We start from the raw sequence: 24,116 nt of genomic DNA, 5'->3' as shown, positions 1-24,116 counted from the left end.
GCCACCGCTACCGCCGTCATGTTGACGATGCGGCGGGTGGTAGCTTGCGGGTTGAGAATGTGCACCGGCTTGGCCGCACCCAGCAGGATCGGGCCAATGGTGACGCCTTGCCCGCCCGTGATCTTGAGCAGGTTGAAGGCGATGTTGGCTGCATCCAGCGTCGGCATGACCAGCAGGTTGGCGCTGCCGGCCAGCTTGGTGCCCGGCAGGAAGTGGCGGCGCACGTCCTCGACCAGGGCGGCGTCGCCCTGCATCTCGCCCTCCACTTCCAGATGCGGTGCCTCGCGGGCCAGGATCTCCTGGGCCGCGCGCATCTTCCTGGCCGACGGGCGGTCCGACGAGCCGAACATCGAGTGCGACATCAGCGCCACCTTCGGGTGCTGGCCAAAACGCGCGATCTCCTCGGCGGCCAGCTGCGTGATGGCGGCGAGTTCCTCCGCGGTGGGATCGTCATTGACGAAGGTGTCGGTGATGAACAGCGTGTACTTCTCGAGCATCAGCGCGTTCATCGCGGCGAACACCTTGGCGCCTGGCGCCAGGCCGATCACGTCCCGCACATGCTCCAGGTGGGCTTCGAAGCGGCCCACGGTGCCGCACAGCATCGCGTCGGCGTCGCCCATATGCATCAGCATGGTGCCGATCAGCGTATTGGAGCGGCGCAGCGCCACCTTGGCCATGTCCGGCGTGACGCCGTCGCGGCCGCGCAGCGCGTGGTAGGCCTCGTGGTAGGCACGGTAGCGCGGGTCGTCTTCCGGGTTGATCAGCTCGAAGTCCGTGCCGGCCTTCAGGCGCAGGCCGGCCTTGTCGATGCGCATCTGGATCACGTGCGGGCGGCCGATCAGGATCGGACGGGCCAGGCCTTCGTCCACCACGGTCTGCACCGCGCGCAGCACGCGCTCTTCTTCGCCCTCGGCATAGACCACGCGCTTGGGCGCGGCCTTGGCGGCCGTGAACACCGGCTTCATGATCAGGCCGGTGTGGTAGACATACTGGGTGAGCTGCTGGCGGTAGGCTTCCAGGTCCTTGATCGGACGGGTGGCCACGCCGGATTCCTCGGCGGCCTTGGCCACCGCCGGCGCGATCTTCTCGATCAGGCGCTGGTCGAACGGCGTCGGGATGATGTAGTCCGGGCCGAACTTCAGTTCCTGGCCACCGTAGGCGGCAGCAACGGCGTCGTTCAGCTCGGCTTCGGCCAGGTCGGCGATGGCCTTGACGCAGGCCAGCTTCATGGCTTCCGTGATCTTGGTGGCGCCGCAATCCAGCGCGCCGCGGAAGATGTACGGGAAGCACAGCACGTTGTTGACCTGGTTCGGGTAGTCCGAGCGGCCGGTGGCGATGATGCAATCCGGGCGCGCGGCCTTGGCCACTTCCGGGCGGATTTCCGGCTCAGGGTTGGCCAGTGCCAGGATGATGGGCTTGTCGGCCATGGTCTTGACCATCTCGGCGGTCAGCACGCCGGCGGTCGAGCAGCCCAGGAACACATCGGCGCCATTGACGATGTCGGCCAGGGTGCGGTTCGAGGTGTCTTGCGCGTAGCGCGCCTTGTTGGGTTCCATGTTGGCGTCGCGGCCCACATAGATCACGCCCTTGGAATCGACCACCGAGATGTTCGAGCGGGTCACGCCCAGGCTCACCATGGTGTCCAGGCAGGCGATGGCCGCGGCGCCGGCGCCCGAAACCGCCAGCTTGACCTTGGCGATATCCTTGCCGACCACCTTCAGGCCGTTGAGCAGCGCCGCGCCCGAGATGATGGCGGTGCCGTGCTGGTCATCGTGGAAGACGGGGATGTTCATGCGTTCGCGCAGCTTCTTCTCGATGTAGAAGCACTCGGGCGCCTTGATGTCTTCGAGGTTCACGCCGCCGATCGTCGGCTCCAGCGCTGCCACGATCTCGACGATCTTGTCCGGGTCGTGCGCATCGAGCTCGATGTCGAACACGTCGATGCCGGCGAACTTCTTGAACAGGCAACCCTTGCCCTCCATCACCGGCTTGCCGGCCAGAGGACCGATGTCGCCCATGCCGAGCACGGCGGTACCGTTGGTGATCACTGCCACCAGGTTGCCACGCGAGGTGTACTCGGCGGCCATCGCGGGATCCTTGGCGATCTCCTCGCAGGCGTAGGCCACGCCCGGGGAGTAGGCCAGGGACAAGTCGCGCTGGTTGGACAGCGCCTTGGTCGCGTTTACCTGGATCTTGCCCTTGGTCGGGCTGCGGTGGTATTCCAGCGCGGCCAGGCGCAATTGCGCTTCAGGACTGTTGGGGGCATGTTGCGGTGCATCACCGCCGGTCTTGCTGGTCATTATGCTCGTCCAGGAAGTGGCCCTGCCAGTGCCCGCCGAGGCCGCGCCGGTCGTATCCGGCGTGGCTTGCCGGAATCTTCCATTGCAGCTTTCAAAGACGGGCTCCGGCGGCTCGGGCCGAAAAATCGAGCCGTCATTCTAGCTCACCCAAGCCCGGCGCGAAGCCCCTCCCACTGGGGCATCCGGGGATTTAAGGCTTTTCGCCGGGCAATTCAGTTTTTACCACCGCACAGGCAATGCCTTGCTTGTGGCTTGCCACCTGCTACTTGTCATTCGGGTCCAGCGGCAATGTCACCCGCCGTGGCCGGCCGCTCTCCGCCGGGAACTGCACGAAGGCGCTGCGGATCAGGTAGGGCATCGCCGCCTGCAGGGACGCCCCCTCTGCGCGGTGGTTCGCCGTGACCTGGTAGACCCGGCGGCCGCTGGCGGCATCCTTGAAGAATACGCGCAGCGTGGACTGGGTGACCGGCACATCGCGCACCGTGGTCACCGGCGGCCAGTAGCCCGGGCCACCCCAGCCGTACGGGCCCCAGGGGCGGTAGTAAGGCCCCCAGTAAGGGCCGGGATAAAAGCCGGGGCCCCACGGGTCGACGTAGTTGGTCTCCTGGATCCGCATCAGCCGCGAGTTGCTGTCGTACTCCATGCTGACCAGGTAATGCGCCTGTGGCCGGGCCACCTGCTCGAAGCCGATTCCGGAGAGCGCCTGCGCCAGCCACTGCTCATAGGTCTGGTCCTCGAGCTGCGTCTGCTGGCCGCCGGTGCGATCGAAGGCATAGGTGCGCGGCGGATCGTTCTGCCAGTCGCCCTGGCGGAAGGCCGTCACCTCGGTGGTGACGGTGCTGGCGCAGCCGGACAGCAGCGCCACGCCGAGCAGCGCCGCGCCCGCCATCAGGCGGCTGCCGCGCCAGCCTTCGCCGGCTATCCGGCCCCAATCCTGACCAAGCTTCACCAGCTTTCCGAGCGTTGCCAGCCATCGTTTTGGCATCATGCCCCTCATCGATTCGTTGTCCGTTGTGTGACTCTGACCGTGCCGGGCCGGCGGAATTCCGTCCCGATCGGCCACCAGCGCCGCGCGCCCGAGCCGGGGCGCCCGCGCTTGGCTACAATGGGTTCTTCAGTGCCGTGGCACGCGGCCCGGCAGCGCCTTCCGCCCTGCCCGCCTGCCGTGACCATGGTGACCATGCCGCCCCAAGTGGCCCTCAGAGGACAGGATTCCTTCATGCTGCGCACCGACACGCCCGTTACCGTCCATCGCAAAGACTATACTCCGCCGGCCTTCGCTTTTGAGCACGTCGACCTCACCCTCGAGCTCGACCCGGCGCGCACGGTGGTCACCAATATCCTGCGCTTCACGCGCCAGGCACCCGGCCCGCTGGTGCTGGCGGGCGAGGCACTGGAGCTCGTCGGGGTCCGCCTCGACGGCAAGCCGCTGGAAGGCGCGCAGCAGACACCCGACAGCCTGACGCTGCCCGAGCTGCCCGCGCAAGGCACGCTGGAAATCGTCACCGCCTGCCAGCCGGCCGCCAACACGTCGCTGTCCGGCCTCTACGTTTCCAACGGCAACTTCTTTACCCAGTGCGAAGCCGAGGGCTTCCGCAAGATTACCTATTACCTGGACCGCCCCGACGTGATGTCGACCTTCCGGGTCACGCTGCGCGCGCAGCGCGCTGCCTACCCGGTGCTGCTGTCCAACGGCAACCTGATCAGCGAGCGCGAGCTGCCCGACGGCCGCTTTGAGGCTGTCTGGGAAGACCCGTTCAAGAAGCCCGCCTACCTGTTCGCGCTGGTGGCCGGCAAGCTGGAGTGCATCGAGGAGCGGATCCAGTCCGCCTCCGGCAAGGAGAAATTGCTGCAGGTCTGGGTGGAGCCGCAGGACCTGCCCAAGACGCGCCATGCCATGGATTCGCTGATCCACTCGATCCGCTGGGACGAGCAGCGCTTTGGCCTGGAGCTGGACCTCGACCGCTTCATGATCGTCGCCGTGGGCGACTTCAACATGGGCGCGATGGAGAACAAGGGCCTCAACATCTTCAACACCAAGTACGTGCTGGCCAACGCCGAGACCGCCACCGATGCCGATTTCGGCAATATCGAATCCGTGGTCGGGCATGAGTACTTCCACAACTGGACCGGCAACCGCGTGACCTGCCGCGACTGGTTCCAGCTCTCGCTCAAGGAAGGCCTGACGGTGTTCCGCGACCAGGAATTCTCAGCCGACATGATGGGCTCCGAATCCGGGCGCGCGGTCAAGCGCATCGAGGACGTGCGCATGCTGCGCCAGGTACAGTTCCCCGAGGATGCCGGCCCCATGGCGCATCCGGTGCGCCCCGACAGCTACGAGGAAATCAACAACTTCTACACCGTGACGGTGTACGAGAAAGGCGCCGAGGTCGTGCGCATGTACCAGACCCTGCTAGGCCGCGACGGTTTCCGCAAGGGCATGGACCTGTACTTCCAGCGCCACGACGGCCAGGCCGTGACCTGCGATGACTTCCGCGCCGCCATGGCCGACGCCAACGGCCGCGACCTGACGCAGTTCGGCCGCTGGTACAGCCAGGCTGGCACGCCGGTGGTCGCGGTGCGCACCGCGTGGGACGCGGCCACCGGCACCCTGGCGCTGACGCTGTCGCAAACCAGCCCCAAAGTCGGCATCGAGACGCGCCCCGGCACGCCGGACAAGCTGCCCTTCCATATCCCCTTCGCACTGGGCCTGATCGACGCCAGCGGCGCCGACCTTGCGCTGCAGCTCGAGGGTGAAAGCCAGCCCGGCGCCAGCACGCGCGTGCTGGATTTCACCGAGGCCGAGCAGACCTTCCGCTTCATCAACCTGCCGCGCGGCGCCGAGCCGCCGCTGGCGTCGTTGCTGCGCGACTTCTCCGCGCCAGTCATCATCGACGCCGAGTACAGCGAAGCGCAGCTGACCTTCCTGCTCGCGCACGACAGCGATCCGTTCAACCGCTGGGAGGCCGGCCAGCGCCTGACCACGCGCGCGCTGCTGCAACTGGTGGCCCAGAGCCAGGCCGGCCGCGAGCTCCAGCTCGACCCGGCGCTGGTGGCCGCGCTGCGCACCGTGCTCAACGACCAGCAGCTCAGCCCCGCCTTCCGCGAGCAGGCCCTGACGCTGCCGGCCGAAGCTTACCTCGCCGAGCGCATGGGCGTGGCCGATCCGGCGGCCATCCATCGCGCCCGCCAGTTCATGCGCGAGGCGCTGGCGTGCGCGCTCAAGGCCGACTGGCTGGCCGCGTTCGAGGCCAACGCCACGCCGGGCGCCTACAGCCCCGATGCGGTGTCCGCCGGCAAGCGCGCGCTGCGCAACCTGGCGCTGGGCTACCTGGCCGACAGCGGCGATGCCGCCATGCAAGCGCTGGCCGAAGCGCAATACAAGGCCGCCGACAACATGACGGACCGCTTCGCCGCGCTCAGCGCCATGGTCAACACCTTTGCCCCCGGCCGCGAGGCCGCGCTGGCCGATTTCTACCAGCGCTTCGAGCAAGACCCGCTGGTGATCGACAAATGGTTCTCGCTGCAAGGCACGCAGCGCGGCACCGTAGGGCCGCAAAGCGCCGGCCACAAGGGCAAGCACACCATCGACACGGTGCGCGCGCTGATGCAGCATCCCGCCTTCAACCTGCGCAACCCCAACCGCGCGCGCTCGCTGATCTTCAGCTTCTGCGCGGCCAACCCGGCCCAGTTCCATGCCGAGGATGGCTCGGGCTACGCCTTCTGGGCCGAGCAGGTGCTGGCGCTGGACGCCATCAACCCGCAAGTGGCGTCCCGCCTGGCGCGGGTGATGGATCGCTGGCAGAAGTACGCCCTGCCGCTGCGCGACCGCATGCGCGCCGCGCTGGAGCAGGTGGCGGCGGCCAGCGACCTGTCCCGCGACGTGCGCGAGATCGTGAGCAAGGCGCTGGCGCCGTAAGGCAGCGCCGGGCTGGCCGGGGCGCGGCTGGCAGCACCGCGCCCCGGCCCCGCCGACAGTACCCCACAGGCCGGTGGCATTGGCCTGGCGGGCTGGCGCCCATGTAGAATTGCGGCCATTCAAGGAGAATCCCCATGAGTCGCATCAGCCTCACCCGCTACCTGGTCGAGGAGCAGCGCAAGCACAACACGATCGAGCCCGAACTGCGGCTCCTGATCGAAGTGGTGGCGCGCGCCTGCAAGGCCATTTCCAACTCCGTGAGCAAGGGCGCCCTCGCCGGCATCCTCGGCTCGGCCGGCACCGGCAACGTGCAAGGCGAGACCCAGCAAAAGCTGGATGTGATCGCCAACGAAGTCCTGCTCGACGCCAATGAATGGGGCGGCCACCTCGCCGCCATGGCGTCCGAGGAAATGGACAGTTTCTACGAGATCCCGAACCGCTATCCCAAGGGCGAATACCTGCTGCTGTTCGACCCGCTCGACGGCTCGTCCAACATCGACGTGAACGTGTCGATCGGCACCATCTTCTCGGTGCTGCACATGCCCAAGCCGGGCCAGACCGTCACTGAAGCCGACTTCATGCAGGCCGGCAGCCGCCAGGTCGCCGCCGGCTACGCCGTGTACGGCCCGCAGACCACGCTGGTGCTGACCGTTGGCAACGGCGTGCACATGTTCACGCTGGACCGCGAGGCCGGCAGCTTCGTGCTGACGCAGTCGGACGTGATGATCCCGGAAGACACCAAGGAATTCGCGATCAACATGTCCAACATGCGCCACTGGGCCCCGCCCGTGCGTCGCTATATCGACGAATGCCTGGCCGGCGACGAAGGCCCGCGCGGCAAGAACTTCAACATGCGCTGGATCGCCTCGATGGTGGCCGACGTGCACCGCATCCTCACGCGCGGCGGCATCTTCATGTACCCGTGGGACAAGCGCGAACCGGAGAAACCCGGCAAGCTGCGCCTGATGTATGAAGCCAACCCCATGGCCATGCTGATCGAGCAGGCCGGCGGCGCGGCCACCAATGGCCATGAGCGCATTCTCGACATCCAGCCGGAAAAGCTGCACCAGCGCGTGTCGGTGATCCTCGGCTCGAAGAACGAAGTGGAACGCGCAACCCGCTACCACCAGGAAGAGAAAGCGGCCGGCTGATCGCTGGCGGCTTCATCGACGAAAAAGGGACGCCGCGGCGTCCCTTTCTCTATTGCGTCTATCGCGCCCGTGCGGCAACGTTGCGCGGCGGCCAGGGCGTAGCGGACGCGCCCAGTACCGGCTTGCCAAGCAGGGGCGTCGACAATGCGTAGGCGCCGTTCTCGGTGAAGGCCCAGAGGATATTGCGGTCGTACTCGGTGTAGATCGCGAATACGCCTTTGCCGGCGCGGCCCGCGAGGCGCGCCGGCGGTAAACCTCAATATAGCGGCACCGGTGCCCACCCTATAATCGGCGCATGGTCTTCCGCCCCACCAGGCGGTCAAAGCAATGTGCCTCATGTCCAGCCGTCCCACCGTTACCTTGAGCGACGTGATGCTGCGCCGCCTCAAGCTCAAGCCCCTGTTGATCTTCGATCGCGTGCTGCAGTCCGGCTCCATCGTGCGGGCAGCGCGTGAGCTGAGCCTGACCCAGCCCGCCGTCACCAAGGCGATCCAGGAGCTGGAAGAAGACCTCGAAGTCCCCCTGTTCGAGCGCACCAACCGCGGCGTGGTGCCGACCAGCTACGGCCTGCTGCTGGGCGAGCGCGTGAAGTCGGTCATCGCCGAGCTGCGCTACCTCACCGACGAGCTCAACAGCTTCCGCTCGGGCGACACCGGCAACGTCATCGTCGGCACGCTGATCTCCGCCTCGGCCCGGCTGCTGCCGCGCACCATCGCGCTGATGAAAACGCGCCGCCCCGGCATCCTGGTGACGGTGCGCGAAGCCCCCACCGACCGCCTCTTCCCCGCCCTTGCCACCGGCGAGCTCGATCTGGTCATCGGCCGCCTGCCGGAGAGCGATCTGCCGCTCGCCCGCATGTTCTCACTCACGCACACCGCGCTGTACGACACCGCAATGTGCGTGGTGGTGGCACGCGACAACCCGTTGGCGATCAGTGCCGGCCTGCGCCTGGCCGAACTGGCCGCGCATCCGTGGATCCTCCCGCTGAACGAATCTCCCGCGCGCCTGGCCGCCGAGCGCCTGTTCCTCGACGCCGGCCTGCAGGTGCCCGCCAACCTGGTGGAGTCGCTCTCGCTGCTGACCAATATCGGCCTGATGCAGGATCTCGGCGCCATCGGCCTGATGGCGCGCGATGTGGCCGATCATTTCGTGCGCCTCGGGCTGCTGGCCATCCTTGACCTGGGCGATATCGGGCGCTTTGGCACCATCGGCTATTCGGTGCGCACGGACCGCGCGCCGGCACCCGCCGCCGCGCATTTCATCGCCTGCCTGCGCGAAGCCGCCGCACTGCCGCCAGAGCGCTGAGCACTCCGAAGCCGGCCACCCTGGCCCCTTCCAGACATGCCATTTTGGAATACCAGGGGCCTTCTTCTTCATTATGCAAGGCCGGGGGGCGCTCCATATACTGGTCCTCGCTGCGCACCCTTCCCCCACCCCGCGCAGCACGGAGACCAACCCGTGCCCAAGCAAAACATTCCACTCATCCGGCACTACATCGACGGCGAGTTCGTCGCCAGCGCCGGCACTTTTCCCGACACCTGCCCGGTGGACGGCCAGCTTGTCGCCAACGTGTGCGAAGCCGATGCGGCGCTCGTGGACCGCGCCGTGCAAGCCGCGCGGCGCGCGCTGCAAGGCCCCTGGGGACAACTCGACGTACAACAGCGCGCGGCGCTGCTGCACCGCATCGCCGACGGCATCGAAGCCCGCTTCGACGCGTTCGTGGCCGCCGAGGTGGAAGACACCGGCCGCCCCGAGCACCAGGCCCGCACGCTGGACGTAGCACGCGCCGTCACCAACTTTCGCACCTTCGCCGACCTTGCCAAGACCGCCGGCAACGAACTGTACGAGACGCCCACGGCGGATGGCGCGGGCGCGCTCAACTACACGGTGCGCAAGCCCGTGGGCGTGGTCGGCATCATCTCGCCGTGGAACCTGCCGCTGCTGCTGCTGACCTGGAAGGTGGCGCCCGCGCTCGCGTGCGGCAACACCGTGGTGGCCAAGCCATCGGAAGAGACCCCGGCCTCGGCCGCGCTGCTGGCCGAGGTCATCCACCAGGCCGGCGTGCCGCACGGCGTGTTCAACCTGCTGCACGGCTTCGGCGGCGGCTCCACCGGCGAGTTCCTCACCCGCCACGACGGCATCGACGCCATCACGTTCACGGGCGAGTCCAGGACCGGCAGCACCATCATGCGTGCGGTGGCCGACGGCGTGAAGGAAATCTCCTTCGAGCTCGGCGGCAAGAACGCCGCGGTTGTGTTCGCCGACGCCGATTTCGACGCCGCGGTGGCGGGCGTGCTGCGCTCGTCCTTTACCAACGCCGGCCAGGTTTGCCTGTGCTCCGAGCGCGTATTTGTCGAGCGGCCGATCTTCGATGCCTTCGTGGCGGCGCTCAAGGCGCGCACGCAGGCGCTCAAGCTCGGCTACCCCGGCGACGATGGCGTGGACATGGGCCCGTTGATCTCGCGCGGCCACCGCGACAAGGTGGAGTCGTATTTCCGCCTCGCGGTGGAAGAAGGCGCCACCGTGGTCTGCGGCGGCAAGGTGCCGGTGTTCGGCGATGCGCGCGACGAAGGCGCGTACGTGATGCCCACCATCTGGACCGGCCTGCCGGACAGCGCGCGCTGCGTCACCGAGGAGATCTTCGGCCCGGTCTGCCATATCGCGCCGTTCGACAGCGAAGACGAAGTCGTCGCCCGCGTCAACGACAGCGCCTACGGCCTGGCCTGCGCGCTGTGGACCACCAACCTGACACGCGCCCACCGCGTAGCGCGCCAGGTGCGCGTGGGCCTGACCTGGGTCAACACCTGGTACCTGCGCGACCTGCGCACGCCCTTCGGCGGCGTCGGCCTCTCGGGCCTGGGCCGCGAAGGTGGACGCCACTCGCTCGACTTCTACTCGGAAGTGGCGAACATCTGCATCAAGCTCTGAGCCATGACAACCATGACAAACGAGACCCAACAACCCTCCAACGCCGACGCCGCCATCCGCGCCGCCGCCGACCTGCTGTGGCAGGCGCATGCCGGGCATGCGCCCTGCGCGCCGGTGCGCACGCTGATCGGCGAAACCGATCCGCAGGCCGCCTATCAGGTGCAGGAGATCAACACGCAGCGCTGGCTCGCCGCAGGCCGCCGCCTGGTGGGCCGCAAGATCGGCCTGACCTCGCGCGCCGTGCAACAGCAGCTGGGCGTGGGCGAGCCGGATTTCGGCATGCTGTTCGCCGACATGGCCGTGGCCGAGGGCGAGGAGATCGACCTGCGCCGCGTGCTGCAGCCCAAGATCGAAGCCGAGATCGCGCTGGTGCTGGCGCATCCGCTTGCGCATGAGCGCCACACCATCGCCGACCTGATCCGCGCCACCGCCTACGCCTTGCCCGCTGCGGAGATCGTCGGCAGCCGCGTGGCCAACTGGGATATCCGCCTGGCCGACACGATTGCCGACAACGCATCCAGCGGCCTGTTCGCGCTCGGCTCGCGCCCCGTCAAGCTGGCGGACCTGGACCTCATCGGCTGCGGCATGGTGATGGAGCGCCGCGGCGAACAGGTCTCGCTCGGCACCGGCGCCGCCTGCCTGGGCAATCCGTTGCACGCCGCATTGTGGCTGGCCGACACCATGGTGCGCGTGGGCCGTCCGCTGCAGGCCGGCGACATCGTCATGACCGGCGCGCTGGGCCCGATGGTGCCGGTTGCCGCCGGCGACGCCTTCGACCTGGAGATCGAAGGGCTGGGACGCCTGTCCACGCGCTTCGCCCCGGCCAACAAGGAGCCATCCGCATGAGCATGAACATGAGCATAAGCAAGCCATCCCGGACGCGCCTGCGCGCAGCCATCATCGGCTCCGGCAATATCGGCACCGACCTGATGATCAAGATCCTGCGCCACGGCCAGCACCTGGAAGTCGGCGCCATGGTCGGCATCGACGCCGCCTCCGACGGCCTCGCCCGCGCGCAGCGCCTCGGCGTGCCCACCACGCATGAAGGCATCGAGGGGCTGCTTGGCATGCCCGGCTTCGCGGACATCCGCGTGGCCTTCGATGCCACCTCGGCCGGCGCCCATATGCATCACAACGCCGTGCTGCAGAAGCACGGCATCCAGGTGATCGACCTCACCCCGGCGGCTATCGGCCCCTATGTGGTGCCGGTGGTCAACCTGGACGCCCACCTCAATGCGCCCAACCTCAATATGGTCACCTGCGGCGGGCAGGCGACGATCCCCATCGTGCGTGCCGTATCGCAAGTGGCGCCGGTGAGCTACGCCGAAATCGTCGCGTCCATCGCCAGCCGCTCGGCCGGCCCGGGCACGCGCGCCAGTATCGACGAGTTCACCGAAACCACCTCCAATGCGATCGTGGAAGTGGGCGGCGCCGCGCACGGCAAGGCCATCATCGTGCTGAACCCGGCGGAGCCGCCGCTGCTGATGCGCGACACGGTGTTCTGCCTGACCGCGGCCGATGCCGACCAGGATGCCATCCGCGCCTCGGTCGAGCGCATGGTGGCGCAGGTGGCCGCCTATGTGCCCGGCTACCGGCTCAAGCAGCGAGTCCAGTTCGAGCGCATCGACCCGGCGCGCCCGCTCACGCTGCCGGGCATCGGCCGCCTGGCCGGCCTCAAGGTCTCGGTGTTCCTGGAGGTGGAAGGCGCCGCGCACTACCTGCCCGCCTACGCCGGCAATCTCGACATCATGACGTCCGCCGCGCTGGCCGCCGCCGAGCGCGTGGCCGGGCACAAGCTGGCGCGCGCGCAAGGAGCAACGCAATGACCGCAGCACCACATCCCGCAGGCAATACCATGAAGAAAGTCCATGTGTCGGACGTGACGCTGCGCGACGGCATGCACGCCATCCGCCACCAATACAGCCTGCCGCAAGCCGTGGCCATCGCCCGCGCGCTGGACGCGGCACGCGTGGACAGCATCGAGGTGGCCCACGGCGACGGCCTCAACGGCTCGAGCTTCAACTACGGCTTTGGCGCGCACACCGATCTCGAATGGATCGCCGCGGTGGCGGCGGAACTCAAGCACGCACGCGTGGCCACGCTGCTGCTGCCCGGCATCGGCACCATCCACGACCTGCGCGCCGCCTACGACGCCGGCGCGCGCACCGTGCGCATCGCCACCCACTGCACCGAGGCCGACATCTCGCGCCAGCATATCGAGTACGCGCGCAAGCTCGGCATGGATACCGTGGGCTTTCTGATGATGTCGCACATGACCACGCCGGCGGCGCTGGCGCAGCAAGCCAGGCTGATGGAATCCTACGGCGCGCAGTGCGTGTACGTGGTGGACTCCGGCGGCGCGCTGTCGATGCGCGACGTGGCCGAGCGCTTCGATGCGTTCAAGCAAGTGCTAGATCCCGCCACCGAGACCGGCATGCACGCCCACCACAACCTGTCGCTGGGCGTGGCCAATTCCATGGTGGCGCTGGAGCATGGCTGCGACCGCGTGGATGCCTCGCTCGCCGGCATGGGCGCGGGTGCGGGCAACGCACCGCTGGAGGTCTTCATCGCGGCGATCGACCGCGCGGGCATTGCGCACGGCACTGATCTCTACGCGCTGATGGACGCCGCGGACGACCTGGTTCGCCCGCTGCAGGACCGCCCCGTGCGCGTCGACCGCGAAACACTGGCGCTTGGCTATGCTGGCGTGTACTCCAGCTTCCTGCGCCACGCCGAGGCTGCCTCCGCGCGCTACGGCATTGCCACCGTCGACATCCTGGTCGAGCTCGGACGCCGCCGCATGGTCGGCGGACAGGAGGACATGATCGTGGACGTGGCGCTGGACCTGTTGCGCCAGCGCGATCCGGCCACCAATCCCACCGCCCCCACCAACAACCCGATCGCGAGTGCCGCATGATTGCCGATCAGATTACCCAGTACGCCACGCGCCTCGACGACGCCGCGCGCCAGCGTGAAGCCATCGACCCGCTGGGTGGCGCCACACCATTTTCCATCGATGACGCCTACGCCATTCAGGCCGGCGCCATCGCGCTGCGCCACGCGCGCGGCGAGCGACCGATCGGCATCAAGCTCGGCTTCACCAGCCGCGCCAAGATGGTCCAGATGGGCGTGGACAGCCTGATCTGGGGCCAGCTCACCGATGCCATGTTGTGCGAGGAAGGCGCCGCGCTCGCGCTCGACGCCTTTATCCATCCGCGCATCGAGCCCGAGGTGTGCTTCCTGACATCGCGCGACATCGCTGGCCCGCTCACCTTGCTCGATGCCGGCGGCTACATCGAGGCGGTGGCCCCAGCCATGGAGATCATCGACTCGCGCTATCGCAACTTCAAGTTCTCGCTGGCCGACGTGATCGCCGACAACTGCTCGTCCGCCGCGCTGGTGGTGGGGCCGTGGTCGCGCCCGGACAGCGCGCTGGCCAACCGCGGCGTGCAGCTCGAGATCGACGGCCGCCCGGCGCTGCTGGGCACCACCGCGGCCATCCTAGGCAACCCGCTGCGCGCGCTGGTGCAGGCCTCGCAACTGCTGGCGCGGGCCGGCATGGTGCTGCCGGCCGGCTCGCTGATCATGGCCGGCGCTGCCACCGCGGCCGAGCCGCTGCGTCCCGGCTGCCACGTGCGCACCCGCGTGAGCGGGCTGGGGCAAGTCGAACTGAGCACACGCTGACAACCGGAGACCACGCATGACTACGCTTTCCAAAGTCCTGACCGGCAAGGCCACCCCGCGCGGCCGCTTCCCGCACGTGAAGCGGGCCGGCGACTTCCTGTTCGTCTCGGGCACCAGCTCGCGCCGTGCGGACAACAGCTTCGCCGGCGCCAGCGCCGACGCCATGGGCGTGACCGCGCTCGACATCCGCGAGCAGACCCGCGCCGTGATCCTCAATATCCGCGAGATCCTGCAAAGCGTCGGCTGCGATCTGTCCGACCTGGTGGAGATCACCACCTTTCTCGTCAACATGAACGATTTCGGCGGCTACAACGAGGTCTACGGCGAGTACTTCGATTACGACGGCCCGACCCGCACCACTGTGGCCGTGCACCAGTTGCCGCACCCGCACCTGCTCATCGAGATCAAGGCCGTGGCCTACCAGCCGCTTCCGCGCTGATGCGCTGATGCGCTGATGCACAGACACGCCCGACATCGCAACCGCAACCTCACCCGCACAAGAGACTCGCGCCATGTTCACCTACGGCATGCCCCTCAACTTCCCGCGCTGGCTGGACGAGCACGCGCACCTGCTCAAGCCGCCCGTGGGTAACCAGCAGGTCTGGCAGGACGCCGACACCATCGTCACGGTGGTGGGCGGCCCCAACCAGCGCACGGATTTCCATGACGATCCGCTCGAAGAGTTCTTCTACCAGTTCAAGGGCAATGCCTGGCTGGACATCATGGACCGTGGCAAGCGCGAGCGAGTGGACCTCAAGGAGGGCGACATTTTCCTGTTGCCCCCGCACGTGCGGCATTCCCCGCAACGCCCCGAAGCCGACAGCCGCTGCCTGGTCATCGAGCGCCAGCGCCCCGAAGGCGTGGTGGACGGCTTCGAGTGGTATTGCCCCGCGTGCAGCGCACTGGTGCACCGCGTGGAGGTGCAGCTCAAGAGCATCGTCACCGACCTGCCGCCGCTGTTTGCCGGCTTTTACGACAACGCAGCGCCGCGCCGCTGCGGGCAATGCGGCACGGTGCATCCGGGCCGGGCCTCGGCATCAGCCAGCAAGGACCCTGAATGAGCACCAACAGCGTGGTGGACATCCACAGCCACTTCTTCCCGCCCATCACCCGCCAGGAGGCCGCGGCGCTTGACCCCGTCGCCGCGCCCTGGCTGCAGACCAATGGCACTGACACGGCCATGATCATGACCGGCGACCAGCCGTTCCGCCCGGTCTACTCCGCGCTGTGGGACCCCGCGCGCCGCATCGAGGAAATGGACCGCTGCGGCGTCGACATCCAGTTGATGTGCGCCACGCCCGTGATGTTCGGCTACCGCTATCCGGCAGACGTCGCGGTGCCCTGGTCGCAGCGCATGAACGACTACGCGCTGGCGCTCTGCGCGCACCGTCCCGCGCGGCTCAAGGCGCTGGCCCAGGTGCCGCTGCAGGATATCGACGCCGCCTGCCGCGAAGCCTCGCGCGCCAAGGCCGGTGGCCATGTCGGCGTGCAGATCGGCAACCACCTCGGCGACCGCGACCTCGACGACGAAGGCCTGATCACTTTCCTCATCCACTGCGCCAACGAAGGCATTGCCGTACTGGTGCACCCGTGGGACATGATGGGCGCCCCGCGCATGAAAAAGTGGATGCTGCCGTGGCTGGTATCCATGCCGGCGGAAACGCAGCTCGGCATCCTGTCGCTGATCCTGTCCGGCGCGTTCGAGCGCATCCCGGCCTCGCTCAAGCTGTGCTTCGCGCATGGCGGCGGCAGCTTCGCCTTCCTGCTCGGCCGCGTCGACAACGCCTGGCGCCATCGCGACATCGTGCGAGAGGACTGCCCGCACCCGCCCTCGTCGTATGTCAACCGCTTCTTCGTGGACTCCGCTGTGTTCGACCCGCGCGCGCTCAAGCTGCTGGTCGACGTGATGGGCGAGGACCGGGTGATGCTGGGTTCGGACTACCCCTATCCGCTCGGCGAGCAACAGGTCGGCGCGCTGATCCGCGGGACCGATCTTGCCGACGCGGCGCGCCGCAAGCTGCTGGGCGCCAATGCAGCCGCATTCTTCGGGCTCGGGGATAACGAGTCATAAACGACAAACAACAAACAACAAGCCACAAACGACCAGCCACAAATGACGCCGCCCGCGCCCCACAAGGCACGGGCGTCGGGCAAACCAAGGAGGAGACATGGAACAAGGAAACGGGCAACGCCACGCAAGCGGAGGCTTCCAGCAAATCGTCCAGCGCGAGCAAGGCCTGCACCGCAGCCTCAAACCCGCTCAGCTCGCCATGATCGCCATTGGCGGCGCCATCGGCACCGGCCTGTTCATGGGCAGCGGCTTTGCCCTCGGCTTCGCCGGCCCCGGCGTGCTGCTCAGCTACGCCATCGGCGCGCTGGTCACGCTGCTGCTGATGGGCTGCCTGGCCGAGATGACGGTAGCCCACCCCACCTCCGGCTCCTTCGGCGCCTATGCCGAGCACTATGTCAGCCCGCTCGCCGGCTTCCTGGTGCGCTACGCCTACTGGGCCTCCATCGTGCTCGCGGTCGGCACCGAAGTCACCGCCGTGGCGCTCTACATGGGGTACTGGTTCCCGCAGGTGCCCGCCTGGTTCTGGATCGTCTCGTTCTCCGCCGCGCTGATCCTGATCAACCTGGTCGGCGTAGGCATCTTCGGCGCCGTCGAATACCTGTTCTCGATGGTCAAGATCATCGCCATCGTCGCCTTTATCCTGGTGGCCGCCTACATCGTCTTCGGCGCGCCCGGCAGCACCGGCAGCACCGGCAGCAGCGCGGCCGGCGCCGGCTTCCACCACTACACGGCGCACGGCGGCTTCCTGCCAAACGGTTTGTGGGGCATGTGGGTCGCGGTGATCGTCTCGATCTTCAGCTACCTCAGCATCGAGATGATCGCGGTCGCCGCCGGCGAAGCCCAGGACCCCGAGCGCGCCGTGCTGATGAACCAGGTGAAGAGGGCGCCGAACATGGAGATGGCCATCATCAGCAGGAAGGCGTCGCCGGGGTGATCTTCGTCACCCACTACCGCTTCCGCCGCCAATGGGCCGCCGCCGGCAACCGCCCCCTGGCCTTGCGCATGCGCGGCTTCCCCGTGCTCACGCTGCTAGGCGCCGGCATGCTGCTGGCCATCATGCTGACCACCCTGTTTACCGACGCCTTCCGCATGACGCTGCTCACCGGCATCCCCTTCCTGGCGGTGCTCAGCGTGGCCTACCTGCTCTGGTTCCGCCAGCGCGCCGAACCCGCGCCACTGGCCGCCAACGATGCCGCCTGAATGATCGTGCCGCCACCTGGCGGCGCGCCTGCGGGGACTCCCGGCAAAATTTTTGCGCCGGGGCTTCCCAGCAAAAAAAAACGCTGCTATGATTGCGGGCTTCATCCGGTTGTTGACGGATGGTGGGCCGAAGTAGCTCAGTCGGTAGAGCAGCTCATTCGTAATGAGAAGGTCGGGGGTTCGATTCCTCTCTTCGGCACCATAAGATTCAAGCACTTAGCCCAACCTGTCCGGTTGGGCTTTGTTGTTTCTGGACTTCGTGTAACCGCCTTGTAAGCGAATTTCGTCAACGGGGCACGGGCCACCCCCGGCAGCACCACCAGAAGTCCTTGGCCGACTTTTAGGGCGACTGCATCCCCTGTATCTCCGATCCCTTGTCCACACCTTCACCGGCGATCGGGGAGGCAAGCACATCGTGGGTGTAGGTATGAACCTTCCACGCGCCGCACTGCTTTCCCACCACTCAGAAGTGCCCTGCGTCGATCGCTACGATCTAGGAGTTACCGTGCAGCCAATGTTCATCGTCAGGGCTGATGGCATCGTTAGGCACGCAAAGGCCCCGTGAAGGACGAAATCGGCTTGCCAGTGGACTCGTCGTCATCCCCCCTCATCAATTTGAGGGAGGAAAGGAACTCGATATTTTCCTTTTCGGCCTGCCCAGGATTCAAGATGTCATCCGCGATCCCGACAGCGCCTACGAAACGCCCCAGATTGACGGGATCGGACCGGCTTCCATATACGTCTATTTGGCCGATCTTTCCTGCGCCGCTCACTTTCAGTAACAGCCCGACAGGATGATTTCGCTACTAAAGTTGCCGTTTGCTAAGTTCAGCCTTTTCAGCTCGTTGATTCCGCGCTGGAAACGCTCATCGTTCAGCACAACCACGATGCCATTCTTCGCCTTTCGCATTTGCCTGATCGTGTCGGAACCATCAGCTAGCGCAAGCGCATCGAACTTCGCGTGAAATGCCTCGGGAGTGAGGTCGCCCCACGGCTCGACACCGTTGCCGTTGCTCGGCGACGAACCTGTAGAGGTTTGCGCCAACGGTGGCGACTGACTCAATGAGGAAGAATCGGCAGCCGCGGCAACAGGCGGTGACGATTTCAGTTGCTGCTCCGTCGACTTAGGTGGTTCGTCGACTTAGGTGGTTCGTCGATTCGCCTTTTTCGACTTGCTCCACCACCGCCAGCTTAAAAGCCAGGCTGTCATCCCGCTGAGTTCGCTTTTCGACCGCTTCCAATGGACTCTCCTTCCTTGCAAGGGAAAAAGTGTCAACCTTAGTCAGGACGGGTCAGGTCAAAGAGAAAAGCCCGCGAACTGCGGGCTTTAAACGACGGATCGGTTCAAGCGATTAGCTCTTGCGATGCGAATGCGCCTTCCCGTTGGGCGCACGGGCACGCATCTCGCTCCGATCCGCTGCACGCGCATGACCTCTGTCACGGTCTATCGCGTCCGGACCGTTGGAGTTGCGCAAGCCGCTGCCGCTGATGTGGCTGTCCGAGCGGCCACCAAAATCGCCCCTGGCTCCAGCGGCTCCGCCGCCCATGCCGCCACCGCCGCGCTGGGCGAAGGCGGCCATCGAGCTCGTCGCCAGGATGGCGATAGCGATCAAGGATAGTACGCGGGTCTTGCTCATCAAATTCTCCTTTCTCTAATCAGCTTAGCAACGTCCTTTCTTGGCCTGCCCTGGTGGGCAGAAGCCAGAACTGGGGCCCGGATCTACGACCACCGCAGGTGTCTGAACGGCGACACCAGGCGTATAGACCGTGCAGCCGGTCACAAGCGTGGTGGCCAGCAGCGCGCCGAGTACGAATTTCATTTCTTGTTCTCGCTTGTCTGAATCGGGCGCCGGCGATGCCGGCACCCTTCCTTGCTTCGCGTCAGAATGCGAAGTTCTGGGTTACGTTACTCACGGTCACATTGACCTGCTGCGTGCTGACCGTCCCGCCGGAGCTCGTGGCCTGGATGCTGTACTTGCCTGCCGCAGTCGCGTCTGCCGCCAGCGGAATTGGCAGGGAGGTCTGGTAAGTCCCTACCGATGGTGCGCCCGCCGGCAGAGCCGGCTGCGTCGGGAACAGGCTGTAGGCACCGGTATCGGACGCGGCCGCAGTCGCGGCAACCTCGAAAGTGCCGCCGCCAGTCAGTTGCAGGGCGCGGATCGTCGCCTGCGCGCTGGCCGGAGTCACGGTACCGGAAACGGTGCGGAACACTGACGTCGGTAGGCTGATCGGTGCCGCTGCGGTCGCAACGGCGGTGCTGCCGCCCGCCACCACCGGCACGCTGCGCACGATGCCGGTGCCTCGGCCATTCGTCGAGGTCGGCACAATCACCACATCCACATTGCCGGCGGTACTGCTCTGTTCGATCGGCGACAGAGTGAAGTTGCCATTGGCATCAGCCGCGGTCGCCTTGACCACCACGCCGTTGCGTTCGGCATAGACCTGGGCGCCGGGCGCGCCGGCCAGCACACCTGTGACGGCGCCGCTCACGACGGTGGGCAGCGCCGTCACCACAGGCTTAAGACCAAAGGTGCCGTTGCCGCGCGTGACGATCGACTTGCAGGCATCGAAGTCCAATACCAGGTCGGTCAGGGTATTGGGCGCCACGGTGAAGGGGCGGATGATCTTGATGCCGGTCTGTACCGCGCTGGGCGTATCAAGGGCCTGCTCGGTACCGCCGGTTGGCACCACCGAATTAGCCGGCGCGCCGGCGCCGTTGGGTACGAGCACGAGGCGGATCTGCTGATACGTGCCGGCCGGCAGCGGGGTCTGGCCGAGCGTGGTGAGCACGCCATTGGTGAGCGAAAGCAGGTCGATTCGTCGCGCCGGGCTAAGCACAACGTCGGTCCAGCCGCTGCCGTTGATGTCGGCATTGGAATCGGTGTTGACGCGCACCCTGTCGACCGTGACGAACACATGGTCGAAACCGCAAGCGGGCGCGTCGGTCATCGACACGCTTAGCGTGCCCGAACCGCTTGTGCCGGACGACGAGCCATCACCCCCACCGCCACAGGCAGCAAGAGCAAGCGCGCCGAACGCAGCGCCTAGCGCGAGAGTGCGTCGAAACAAGGGGGAAATGCCTTTGCGATTCATAGTTGTTTTCGGCCAAGTGTTGGGGCAACAGGAGCATAAGTCCCCGCGAATGCCGCACGCTGTAAGAATTTGTAATGCGTGTCACAGATCTACCGCAGGGTTACGGAGACGCCACATCCCGTAACATTTGCGACGCATCGTCCAATCGACGGCGTTGGCCGTAGCCTCACGCGTGCTTCGGCCGCGGCGCCACTGGACCCGGCTCGGTAGCCGTCAGCTCAAGCGGATAGGGCCGCATGAAGCCGCGTGCCTGCCCTGCCTGGCGAAGAAGTTTGACGGCGCTTTGCCAACCTGGGGCAGCAGTGGCAAAAGAATCACCTGCTATGGGGCACCGTAAGATTTTGGGGTATGTAACGGGTATGAATTTCAATCAGAACACGAGATTCCCCAGCATAGGCCTGATGATTACAGCAACTTTTCGATTCCTCTGTTCCCATAAGAATTCCAAAGTTTGACCAGCATTGCCTAGAAACCCAGACACCGTAACGCTCTCCGGGTTTTTTGTTGCCCAGCGTTTGCAAGCTTTGCCCAGCGTCCACCACATTTCTGGGGTATGGGCCTTTAAGGGTACGCCATGCACATGTCCGGAATCCTGCGCCGCCATTCCTTGGTACCATCCAGCCCCGGACTCGCACGTGCCAAGGTGCACGCGTCGCTCCCTGCTATGCAACCCATGGAGATCATGCTGTGCAATACAAGAAGGTGCTGGCAGCAGTGGCCTGCCTGATATCAGCGGCTTGCACGACGCCCGTGCCATCCGCCGGCCGACAGATGTCAACCTATGACAGCGACACCGAATACACGGTGGAGTACGTCGCAGACGGTTTCACCCTCATGGTCAACTATCGCTATCCGCAGTTCTTCGTGCGCTCCAGCGCGGCGGAGGCGGCATGCAAGTCAGCGCTGACCAGCGTGGCCAACAGCCTGGCCGAGCGCCGGCAACGGCAGCTCGAGCCGGTCAACGAGCAACGCATCCAGGTCGCCACCAGCAGGACTTGGTCTGGAAAATTCGCCACCTGCTCTGCCTCCGCGCCGATAGCCTGGAAGCGCTGACAACGGGGCGACAGCCCCGGCCTAGCGGCGCTGCTGACGAAGGTCGGTGCGACACTTTATCGGCCGGGCCTGAATGAACGCGTGATCGCGACACGGCTCAGCGGCCATGGCCACCTCCGCGTCCGCCGTGGCGTCCCCCGCCATGGCCACGCCCGCCGAAGAAGACCGCACCGCCATAAAATCCAGGCCACCAACCGTAGTTGTAGTAGGGGCCGTAGGGGTAGGGATAGTAAGGCTCATAGGCGCCGTAGGCCGGGTAACTGTAGCCATAGGCATCATAAGCAGGCACTACCACGCAGCCGGCCAGCAGCAAGGCCGCACCGATTGTGAGGTTTCTGATATATGTGCTCATCGCGCCCTCCTGACGCGTTTGACCAGTTAGACACGAATCTCCCTTGTCCATTCCTGGCGTGAGCCGGTCCAGCGCTTTCGGCAGGTAGTATTTCGCCCACCGCGTTCCCCCGCACCGCCCACGTTACGTAACGCGTAACAGCGACGTAACAGCACCGCGCCATCCCCCACGCGGCGAGACTCAGCAGCCACCCCCTCCCCCGCCTCGGCCACAGCGCCCGCAACCCTTGCCTGGCAACACTTCCAGCCTGATCGCATCCGCCCCGTGCCGCCACTGCGCCGCGATCGCAATTGCCGTCATCCCTATGGCACGACCATTGCCTTAGTCCTTGTCATTCACGCGCGCATCGCGCAGGGACTTGCATGACGGGCCACGACGAAGAGAGAGAGCAAATGACATCAATTTTCAGCAGCGAGGAGTTGGACGCGTATTTCTCTTCGTACGCCGGCATGGAGGGAGGGAACATCGGCGCGGCTGTCTGGATATGCGATAAGGAGCCGCACCTGCTTGCGTCTTCGCCGGGTGCCTCGCTGGCGCCGGTGCATGAGCCGCCCGCCTGGGACAGCGCATTCCGCGAGCGCCACCGGCATGACATGCCGCGCTGGCAGACGCACCAGCGCCTCGCCCGCATCATGGCGGCGACGCGCGCGGCAACGCTGCGTGAAACCATGCCGGGGCTGGACTGGCGCGGCTACTTCGACCAGTACCTCTACGCGCCGCGCGGCTGGGAGTTCAAGATCAATATCTATCCCCTGCCCAAGCCGCAGCAGATGGACCTGGCGCAGATCGAGACCTTTCGCCGCAATCCGTGCCTCAGCCCGAACTGGCGCTATGTGGAATTCTGCCGCCAGGGTGGGCGCTTCCGCTTTATCGCGGAGCAGCGCCGGCGCATGCGCCCCAAGGTGATTCTCTGCACGGGGCAGGCCGAGGAAGAGGAATTCCTGCTGGCGTTCGGCTTCCAGGGCGTACCCTGCTCGGAGCATCACCTGCAGCCGGCGGACCTGGTCAAGACGCTGCGCGTGTACTCGCACGAGGGCACCCAACTGGTCATCTGCCCGAAGGTGGGCGGGCCGACCGGCATCAACTCGGACACGCTGCTCGACGCGATGGGCGCCTTCCTGTCGGTCTGGCTCGACGCAGCGGATTTTCCGGATGTGCGCGCGCAAGCCATGCGTGCGGAGGCACCCGCCGGCACCGCGCACCTGGCCTGGCGCGCGATGACGCACAGCCAGACTGGTTCCGCCAGCGCGTCTCCCGTATGAGACAAGCGCCGCTGCCACTGCCGCGGCGCTCGCCAGCCCGCATCGTCAAACGCGTGTTTGCCTGATTGCGCCATGCCCTGGCGCTGCCGCCTGGCAGCCGCCAGCGGCATATCACCCCTCCCCCTGCCTGCCTGCGCAAGCTCGCGCAATGTCCCCTTTTTACCGGAAGGTTGATATCCGCTTGCCCTCCAATCCCCTCCATAGGCTTACGGCATTCGATTGATTGAATCCCACGCGCCGAAGCACCAGACTGGTATCACGATAAATACAAAACCGGCCCGCCGATCCAATTGGCTGCCGGGACCGATGACGAAGCGGCCGCGCAGCACGCGGTACGCGTTCGCACTTGCCACGCAACCGGGGAACATCATGCACACCGCCGCCACCTAGGGCCGCCGGCGCCACGCCGGACTCGCGCAGGATGGCTGCGCCCGCACGCCGATTCGCGTCGCGTCCAGCCAGCTCCCAGCCAAGACAATCGACAAGGAAGCGGCCATGGATGCTTATCCAGTTCCTGGCGCGGCGAGGTATCGCCTTTTTCCGCGCAAGCTCCTGATGGTGTTTGCGCTAGGCGCATCTCTGTGGGCCGTCGCCGCCCGCGCGGATGACAGCACGCCGCCAGACACCCCGGCAGATCCGGCGCAGGTTACGCCGGCGCCCGCCTTCAGCCCCCAGGTCTGGCTGAACGCCGGGTTTTTCTCTTACCACTTCAATCATGCAGCGCACTACAACGCGGCCAACTGGGGCATCGGCGCGGATGTCCGCATCACCGAGGACTTCACCTTGTCGGCCGGCGAGTACCGCAACAGCATGCGCGATCACTCCACCTATGCCAGCGTCACCTGGCAGCCTTTGCATCTTGGCCCGGTGCGGATCGGTGCTACGGCGGGTGCGGTGCGCGGGTATCCGGATGTCAATCACGGTGGCTGGTCGCCGATGGCGGCGCCCGTCATCAGCATCGAGTATGGGCGCGTGGGTGCGAACCTGATCTACGTGCCGACGATGCGGGGGAAGGTGGATGGCTGCATCTCGCTGCAGCTCAAGATCCGGGTCTGGTAGGCGAAACCCGTGGTGCAGAGGTGGGGAAGGCGAGAAAAAAAAGC

20 protein-coding genes, 1 tRNA gene and 1 pseudogene are annotated in these 24,116 nt (G+C 66.3%); 16 read left to right on the top strand and 6 right to left on the bottom strand.

The window, feature by feature from the left end; all coding sequences use genetic code 11:
• Both AC07XB_RS34740 and AC07XB_RS34735 read right to left on the bottom strand, forming a co-directional pair.
• The coding region (locus tag AC07XB_RS34740; RefSeq protein WP_494752822.1) for an NADP-dependent malic enzyme at positions 1 to 2,300 on the bottom strand (2,300 nt) is incomplete at its 3' end.
• A gap of 262 nt (positions 2,301 to 2,562) precedes the next feature.
• A complete protein-coding gene (locus tag AC07XB_RS34735) occupies positions 2,563 to 3,189 on the bottom strand; it encodes a DUF4136 domain-containing protein (RefSeq protein ID WP_492374131.1) in 627 nt (208 codons plus the stop codon).
• Positions 3,190 to 3,519: 330 nt separating this feature from the next.
• On the opposite strand from AC07XB_RS34735, the gene pepN reads away from it, so the two are divergent.
• The 13 genes and pseudogenes from pepN (at position 3,520) to AC07XB_RS34670 (ending at position 17,455) form a co-directional block, all read left to right on the top strand.
• The gene (pepN, locus tag AC07XB_RS34730) at positions 3,520 to 6,219 is read left to right on the top strand and encodes an aminopeptidase N (RefSeq protein WP_492832153.1); all 2,700 of its coding nucleotides are present in this window, start codon (positions 3,520 to 3,522) and stop codon (positions 6,217 to 6,219) included.
• A gap of 134 nt (positions 6,220 to 6,353) precedes the next feature.
• Positions 6,354 to 7,370 carry a class 1 fructose-bisphosphatase gene (locus AC07XB_RS34725; protein WP_416047949.1) on the top strand — a complete coding sequence of 339 codons (1,017 nt, stop codon included), beginning with the start codon at positions 6,354 to 6,356 and terminating at the stop codon, positions 7,368 to 7,370.
• A gap of 336 nt (positions 7,371 to 7,706) precedes the next feature.
• Positions 7,707 to 8,675 (top strand): LysR substrate-binding domain-containing protein, encoded by a 969-nt coding sequence (locus AC07XB_RS34720; protein WP_492832151.1) that lies wholly within the window; start codon positions 7,707 to 7,709, stop codon positions 8,673 to 8,675.
• 153 nt (positions 8,676 to 8,828) lie between these two features.
• The gene (locus tag AC07XB_RS34715; protein WP_492832149.1) at positions 8,829 to 10,298 is read left to right on the top strand and encodes a 2-hydroxymuconic semialdehyde dehydrogenase; all 1,470 of its coding nucleotides are present in this window, start codon (positions 8,829 to 8,831) and stop codon (positions 10,296 to 10,298) included.
• A gap of 12 nt (positions 10,299 to 10,310) precedes the next feature.
• The gene (locus AC07XB_RS34710; protein ID WP_492374100.1) at positions 10,311 to 11,144 is read left to right on the top strand and encodes a 2-keto-4-pentenoate hydratase; all 834 of its coding nucleotides are present in this window, start codon (positions 10,311 to 10,313) and stop codon (positions 11,142 to 11,144) included.
• Positions 11,145 to 11,152: 8 nt separating this feature from the next.
• The gene (locus AC07XB_RS34705) at positions 11,153 to 12,124 is read left to right on the top strand and encodes an acetaldehyde dehydrogenase (acetylating) (RefSeq protein ID WP_492832147.1); all 972 of its coding nucleotides are present in this window, start codon (positions 11,153 to 11,155) and stop codon (positions 12,122 to 12,124) included.
• Positions 12,121 to 13,215, top strand: coding sequence for a 4-hydroxy-2-oxovalerate aldolase (gene dmpG, locus AC07XB_RS34700; RefSeq protein ID WP_492809842.1), 1,095 nt, complete (start codon positions 12,121 to 12,123; stop codon positions 13,213 to 13,215). The genes AC07XB_RS34705 and dmpG overlap by 4 nt, the downstream gene beginning before the upstream one ends.
• Positions 13,212 to 13,982 (top strand): 2-keto-4-pentenoate hydratase, encoded by a 771-nt coding sequence (locus AC07XB_RS34695; protein WP_492832145.1) that lies wholly within the window; start codon positions 13,212 to 13,214, stop codon positions 13,980 to 13,982. The genes dmpG and AC07XB_RS34695 overlap by 4 nt, the downstream gene beginning before the upstream one ends.
• 16 nt (positions 13,983 to 13,998) lie before the next feature.
• Positions 13,999 to 14,421 carry a RidA family protein gene (locus tag AC07XB_RS34690; RefSeq protein WP_006162383.1) on the top strand — a complete coding sequence of 141 codons (423 nt, stop codon included), beginning with the start codon at positions 13,999 to 14,001 and terminating at the stop codon, positions 14,419 to 14,421.
• 73 nt (positions 14,422 to 14,494) lie between these two features.
• A complete protein-coding gene (locus AC07XB_RS34685; protein ID WP_492832142.1) occupies positions 14,495 to 15,043 on the top strand; it encodes a 3-hydroxyanthranilate 3,4-dioxygenase in 549 nt (182 codons plus the stop codon).
• A complete protein-coding gene (locus AC07XB_RS34680) occupies positions 15,040 to 16,053 on the top strand; it encodes an amidohydrolase family protein (protein WP_492374094.1) in 1,014 nt (337 codons plus the stop codon). The genes AC07XB_RS34685 and AC07XB_RS34680 overlap by 4 nt, the downstream gene beginning before the upstream one ends.
• A 97-nt stretch (positions 16,054 to 16,150) precedes the next feature.
• A pseudogene (locus tag AC07XB_RS34675) lies at positions 16,151 to 17,253 on the top strand (amino acid permease).
• 126 nt (positions 17,254 to 17,379) lie between these two features.
• Positions 17,380 to 17,455 (top strand) — tRNA-Thr (locus AC07XB_RS34670).
• 573 nt (positions 17,456 to 18,028) lie between these two features.
• Here AC07XB_RS34670 and AC07XB_RS34665 read toward each other — a convergent pair.
• The 3 genes from AC07XB_RS34665 to AC07XB_RS34655 all read right to left on the bottom strand — a co-directional run bounded on the left by AC07XB_RS34665 (position 18,029) and on the right by AC07XB_RS34655 (position 20,346).
• Positions 18,029 to 18,298 (bottom strand): hypothetical protein, encoded by a 270-nt coding sequence (locus AC07XB_RS34665; protein WP_492832140.1) that lies wholly within the window; start codon positions 18,296 to 18,298, stop codon positions 18,029 to 18,031.
• 307 nt (positions 18,299 to 18,605) lie between these two features.
• On the bottom strand, positions 18,606 to 18,890 hold the full coding sequence (locus AC07XB_RS34660; RefSeq protein ID WP_492809854.1) for a hypothetical protein: 285 nt from the start codon (positions 18,888 to 18,890) through the stop codon (positions 18,606 to 18,608).
• A gap of 244 nt (positions 18,891 to 19,134) precedes the next feature.
• Positions 19,135 to 20,346: a DUF4382 domain-containing protein gene (locus AC07XB_RS34655; RefSeq protein ID WP_492809856.1), complete on the bottom strand. Its 1,212-nt coding sequence runs from the start codon at positions 20,344 to 20,346 to the stop codon at positions 19,135 to 19,137.
• Positions 20,347 to 21,033: 687 nt separating this feature from the next.
• Between AC07XB_RS34655 and AC07XB_RS34650 the strand changes: the two genes are divergently transcribed.
• Positions 21,034 to 21,399, top strand: a complete 366-nt coding sequence (locus AC07XB_RS34650) for a hypothetical protein (RefSeq protein ID WP_492374090.1) — start codon at positions 21,034 to 21,036, stop codon at positions 21,397 to 21,399.
• 97 nt (positions 21,400 to 21,496) lie between these two features.
• On the opposite strand, the gene AC07XB_RS34645 is transcribed toward AC07XB_RS34650, so the two are convergent.
• Positions 21,497 to 21,751, bottom strand: coding sequence for a hypothetical protein (locus AC07XB_RS34645; RefSeq protein WP_492809860.1), 255 nt, complete (start codon positions 21,749 to 21,751; stop codon positions 21,497 to 21,499).
• 392 nt (positions 21,752 to 22,143) lie between these two features.
• Here AC07XB_RS34645 and AC07XB_RS34640 point away from each other — a divergent pair, with 392 nt between their 5' ends.
• Both AC07XB_RS34640 and AC07XB_RS34635 read left to right on the top strand, forming a co-directional pair.
• A complete protein-coding gene (locus AC07XB_RS34640; protein WP_492376657.1) occupies positions 22,144 to 23,013 on the top strand; it encodes a transcriptional regulator in 870 nt (289 codons plus the stop codon).
• A 495-nt stretch (positions 23,014 to 23,508) separates the two neighbouring features.
• Positions 23,509 to 24,072: a hypothetical protein gene (locus AC07XB_RS34635; protein ID WP_492376656.1), complete on the top strand. Its 564-nt coding sequence runs from the start codon at positions 23,509 to 23,511 to the stop codon at positions 24,070 to 24,072.
• The last annotated feature ends 44 nt before the right edge of the window (positions 24,073 to 24,116 follow it).

The sequence above is a fragment of the Cupriavidus sp. GW821-FHT02F09 genome, assembly GCF_059421605.1.
The sequence above is the reverse complement of the archived record's forward strand: the minus strand, read 5'-3'. Positions and strand labels throughout refer to the sequence as shown.

What these genes read in the sequence shown, in the direction of transcription:
- AC07XB_RS34735 (WP_492374131.1), bottom strand. Translation starts at nt 3,189, where the DNA reads ATGGCGGGCGCGGCGCTGCTCGGCGTGGCGCTGCTGTCCGGCTGCGCC.
- pepN (WP_492832153.1), top strand. Translation starts at nt 3,520, where the DNA reads ATGCTGCGCACCGACACGCCCGTTACCGTCCATCGCAAAGACTATACT.
- AC07XB_RS34725 (WP_416047949.1), top strand. Translation starts at nt 6,354, where the DNA reads ATGAGTCGCATCAGCCTCACCCGCTACCTGGTCGAGGAGCAGCGCAAG.
- AC07XB_RS34720 (WP_492832151.1), top strand. Translation starts at nt 7,707, where the DNA reads ATGTCCAGCCGTCCCACCGTTACCTTGAGCGACGTGATGCTGCGCCGC.
- AC07XB_RS34710 (WP_492374100.1), top strand. Translation starts at nt 10,311, where the DNA reads ATGACAAACGAGACCCAACAACCCTCCAACGCCGACGCCGCCATCCGC.
- AC07XB_RS34705 (WP_492832147.1), top strand. Translation starts at nt 11,153, where the DNA reads ATGAGCATAAGCAAGCCATCCCGGACGCGCCTGCGCGCAGCCATCATC.
- dmpG (WP_492809842.1), top strand. Translation starts at nt 12,121, where the DNA reads ATGACCGCAGCACCACATCCCGCAGGCAATACCATGAAGAAAGTCCAT.
- AC07XB_RS34695 (WP_492832145.1), top strand. Translation starts at nt 13,212, where the DNA reads ATGATTGCCGATCAGATTACCCAGTACGCCACGCGCCTCGACGACGCC.
- AC07XB_RS34690 (WP_006162383.1), top strand. Translation starts at nt 13,999, where the DNA reads ATGACTACGCTTTCCAAAGTCCTGACCGGCAAGGCCACCCCGCGCGGC.
- AC07XB_RS34685 (WP_492832142.1), top strand. Translation starts at nt 14,495, where the DNA reads ATGTTCACCTACGGCATGCCCCTCAACTTCCCGCGCTGGCTGGACGAG.
- AC07XB_RS34680 (WP_492374094.1), top strand. Translation starts at nt 15,040, where the DNA reads ATGAGCACCAACAGCGTGGTGGACATCCACAGCCACTTCTTCCCGCCC.
- AC07XB_RS34660 (WP_492809854.1), bottom strand. Translation starts at nt 18,890, where the DNA reads ATGAGCAAGACCCGCGTACTATCCTTGATCGCTATCGCCATCCTGGCG.
- AC07XB_RS34655 (WP_492809856.1), bottom strand. Translation starts at nt 20,346, where the DNA reads ATGAATCGCAAAGGCATTTCCCCCTTGTTTCGACGCACTCTCGCGCTA.
- AC07XB_RS34645 (WP_492809860.1), bottom strand. Translation starts at nt 21,751, where the DNA reads ATGAGCACATATATCAGAAACCTCACAATCGGTGCGGCCTTGCTGCTG.
- AC07XB_RS34640 (WP_492376657.1), top strand. Translation starts at nt 22,144, where the DNA reads ATGACATCAATTTTCAGCAGCGAGGAGTTGGACGCGTATTTCTCTTCG.
- AC07XB_RS34635 (WP_492376656.1), top strand. Translation starts at nt 23,509, where the DNA reads ATGGATGCTTATCCAGTTCCTGGCGCGGCGAGGTATCGCCTTTTTCCG.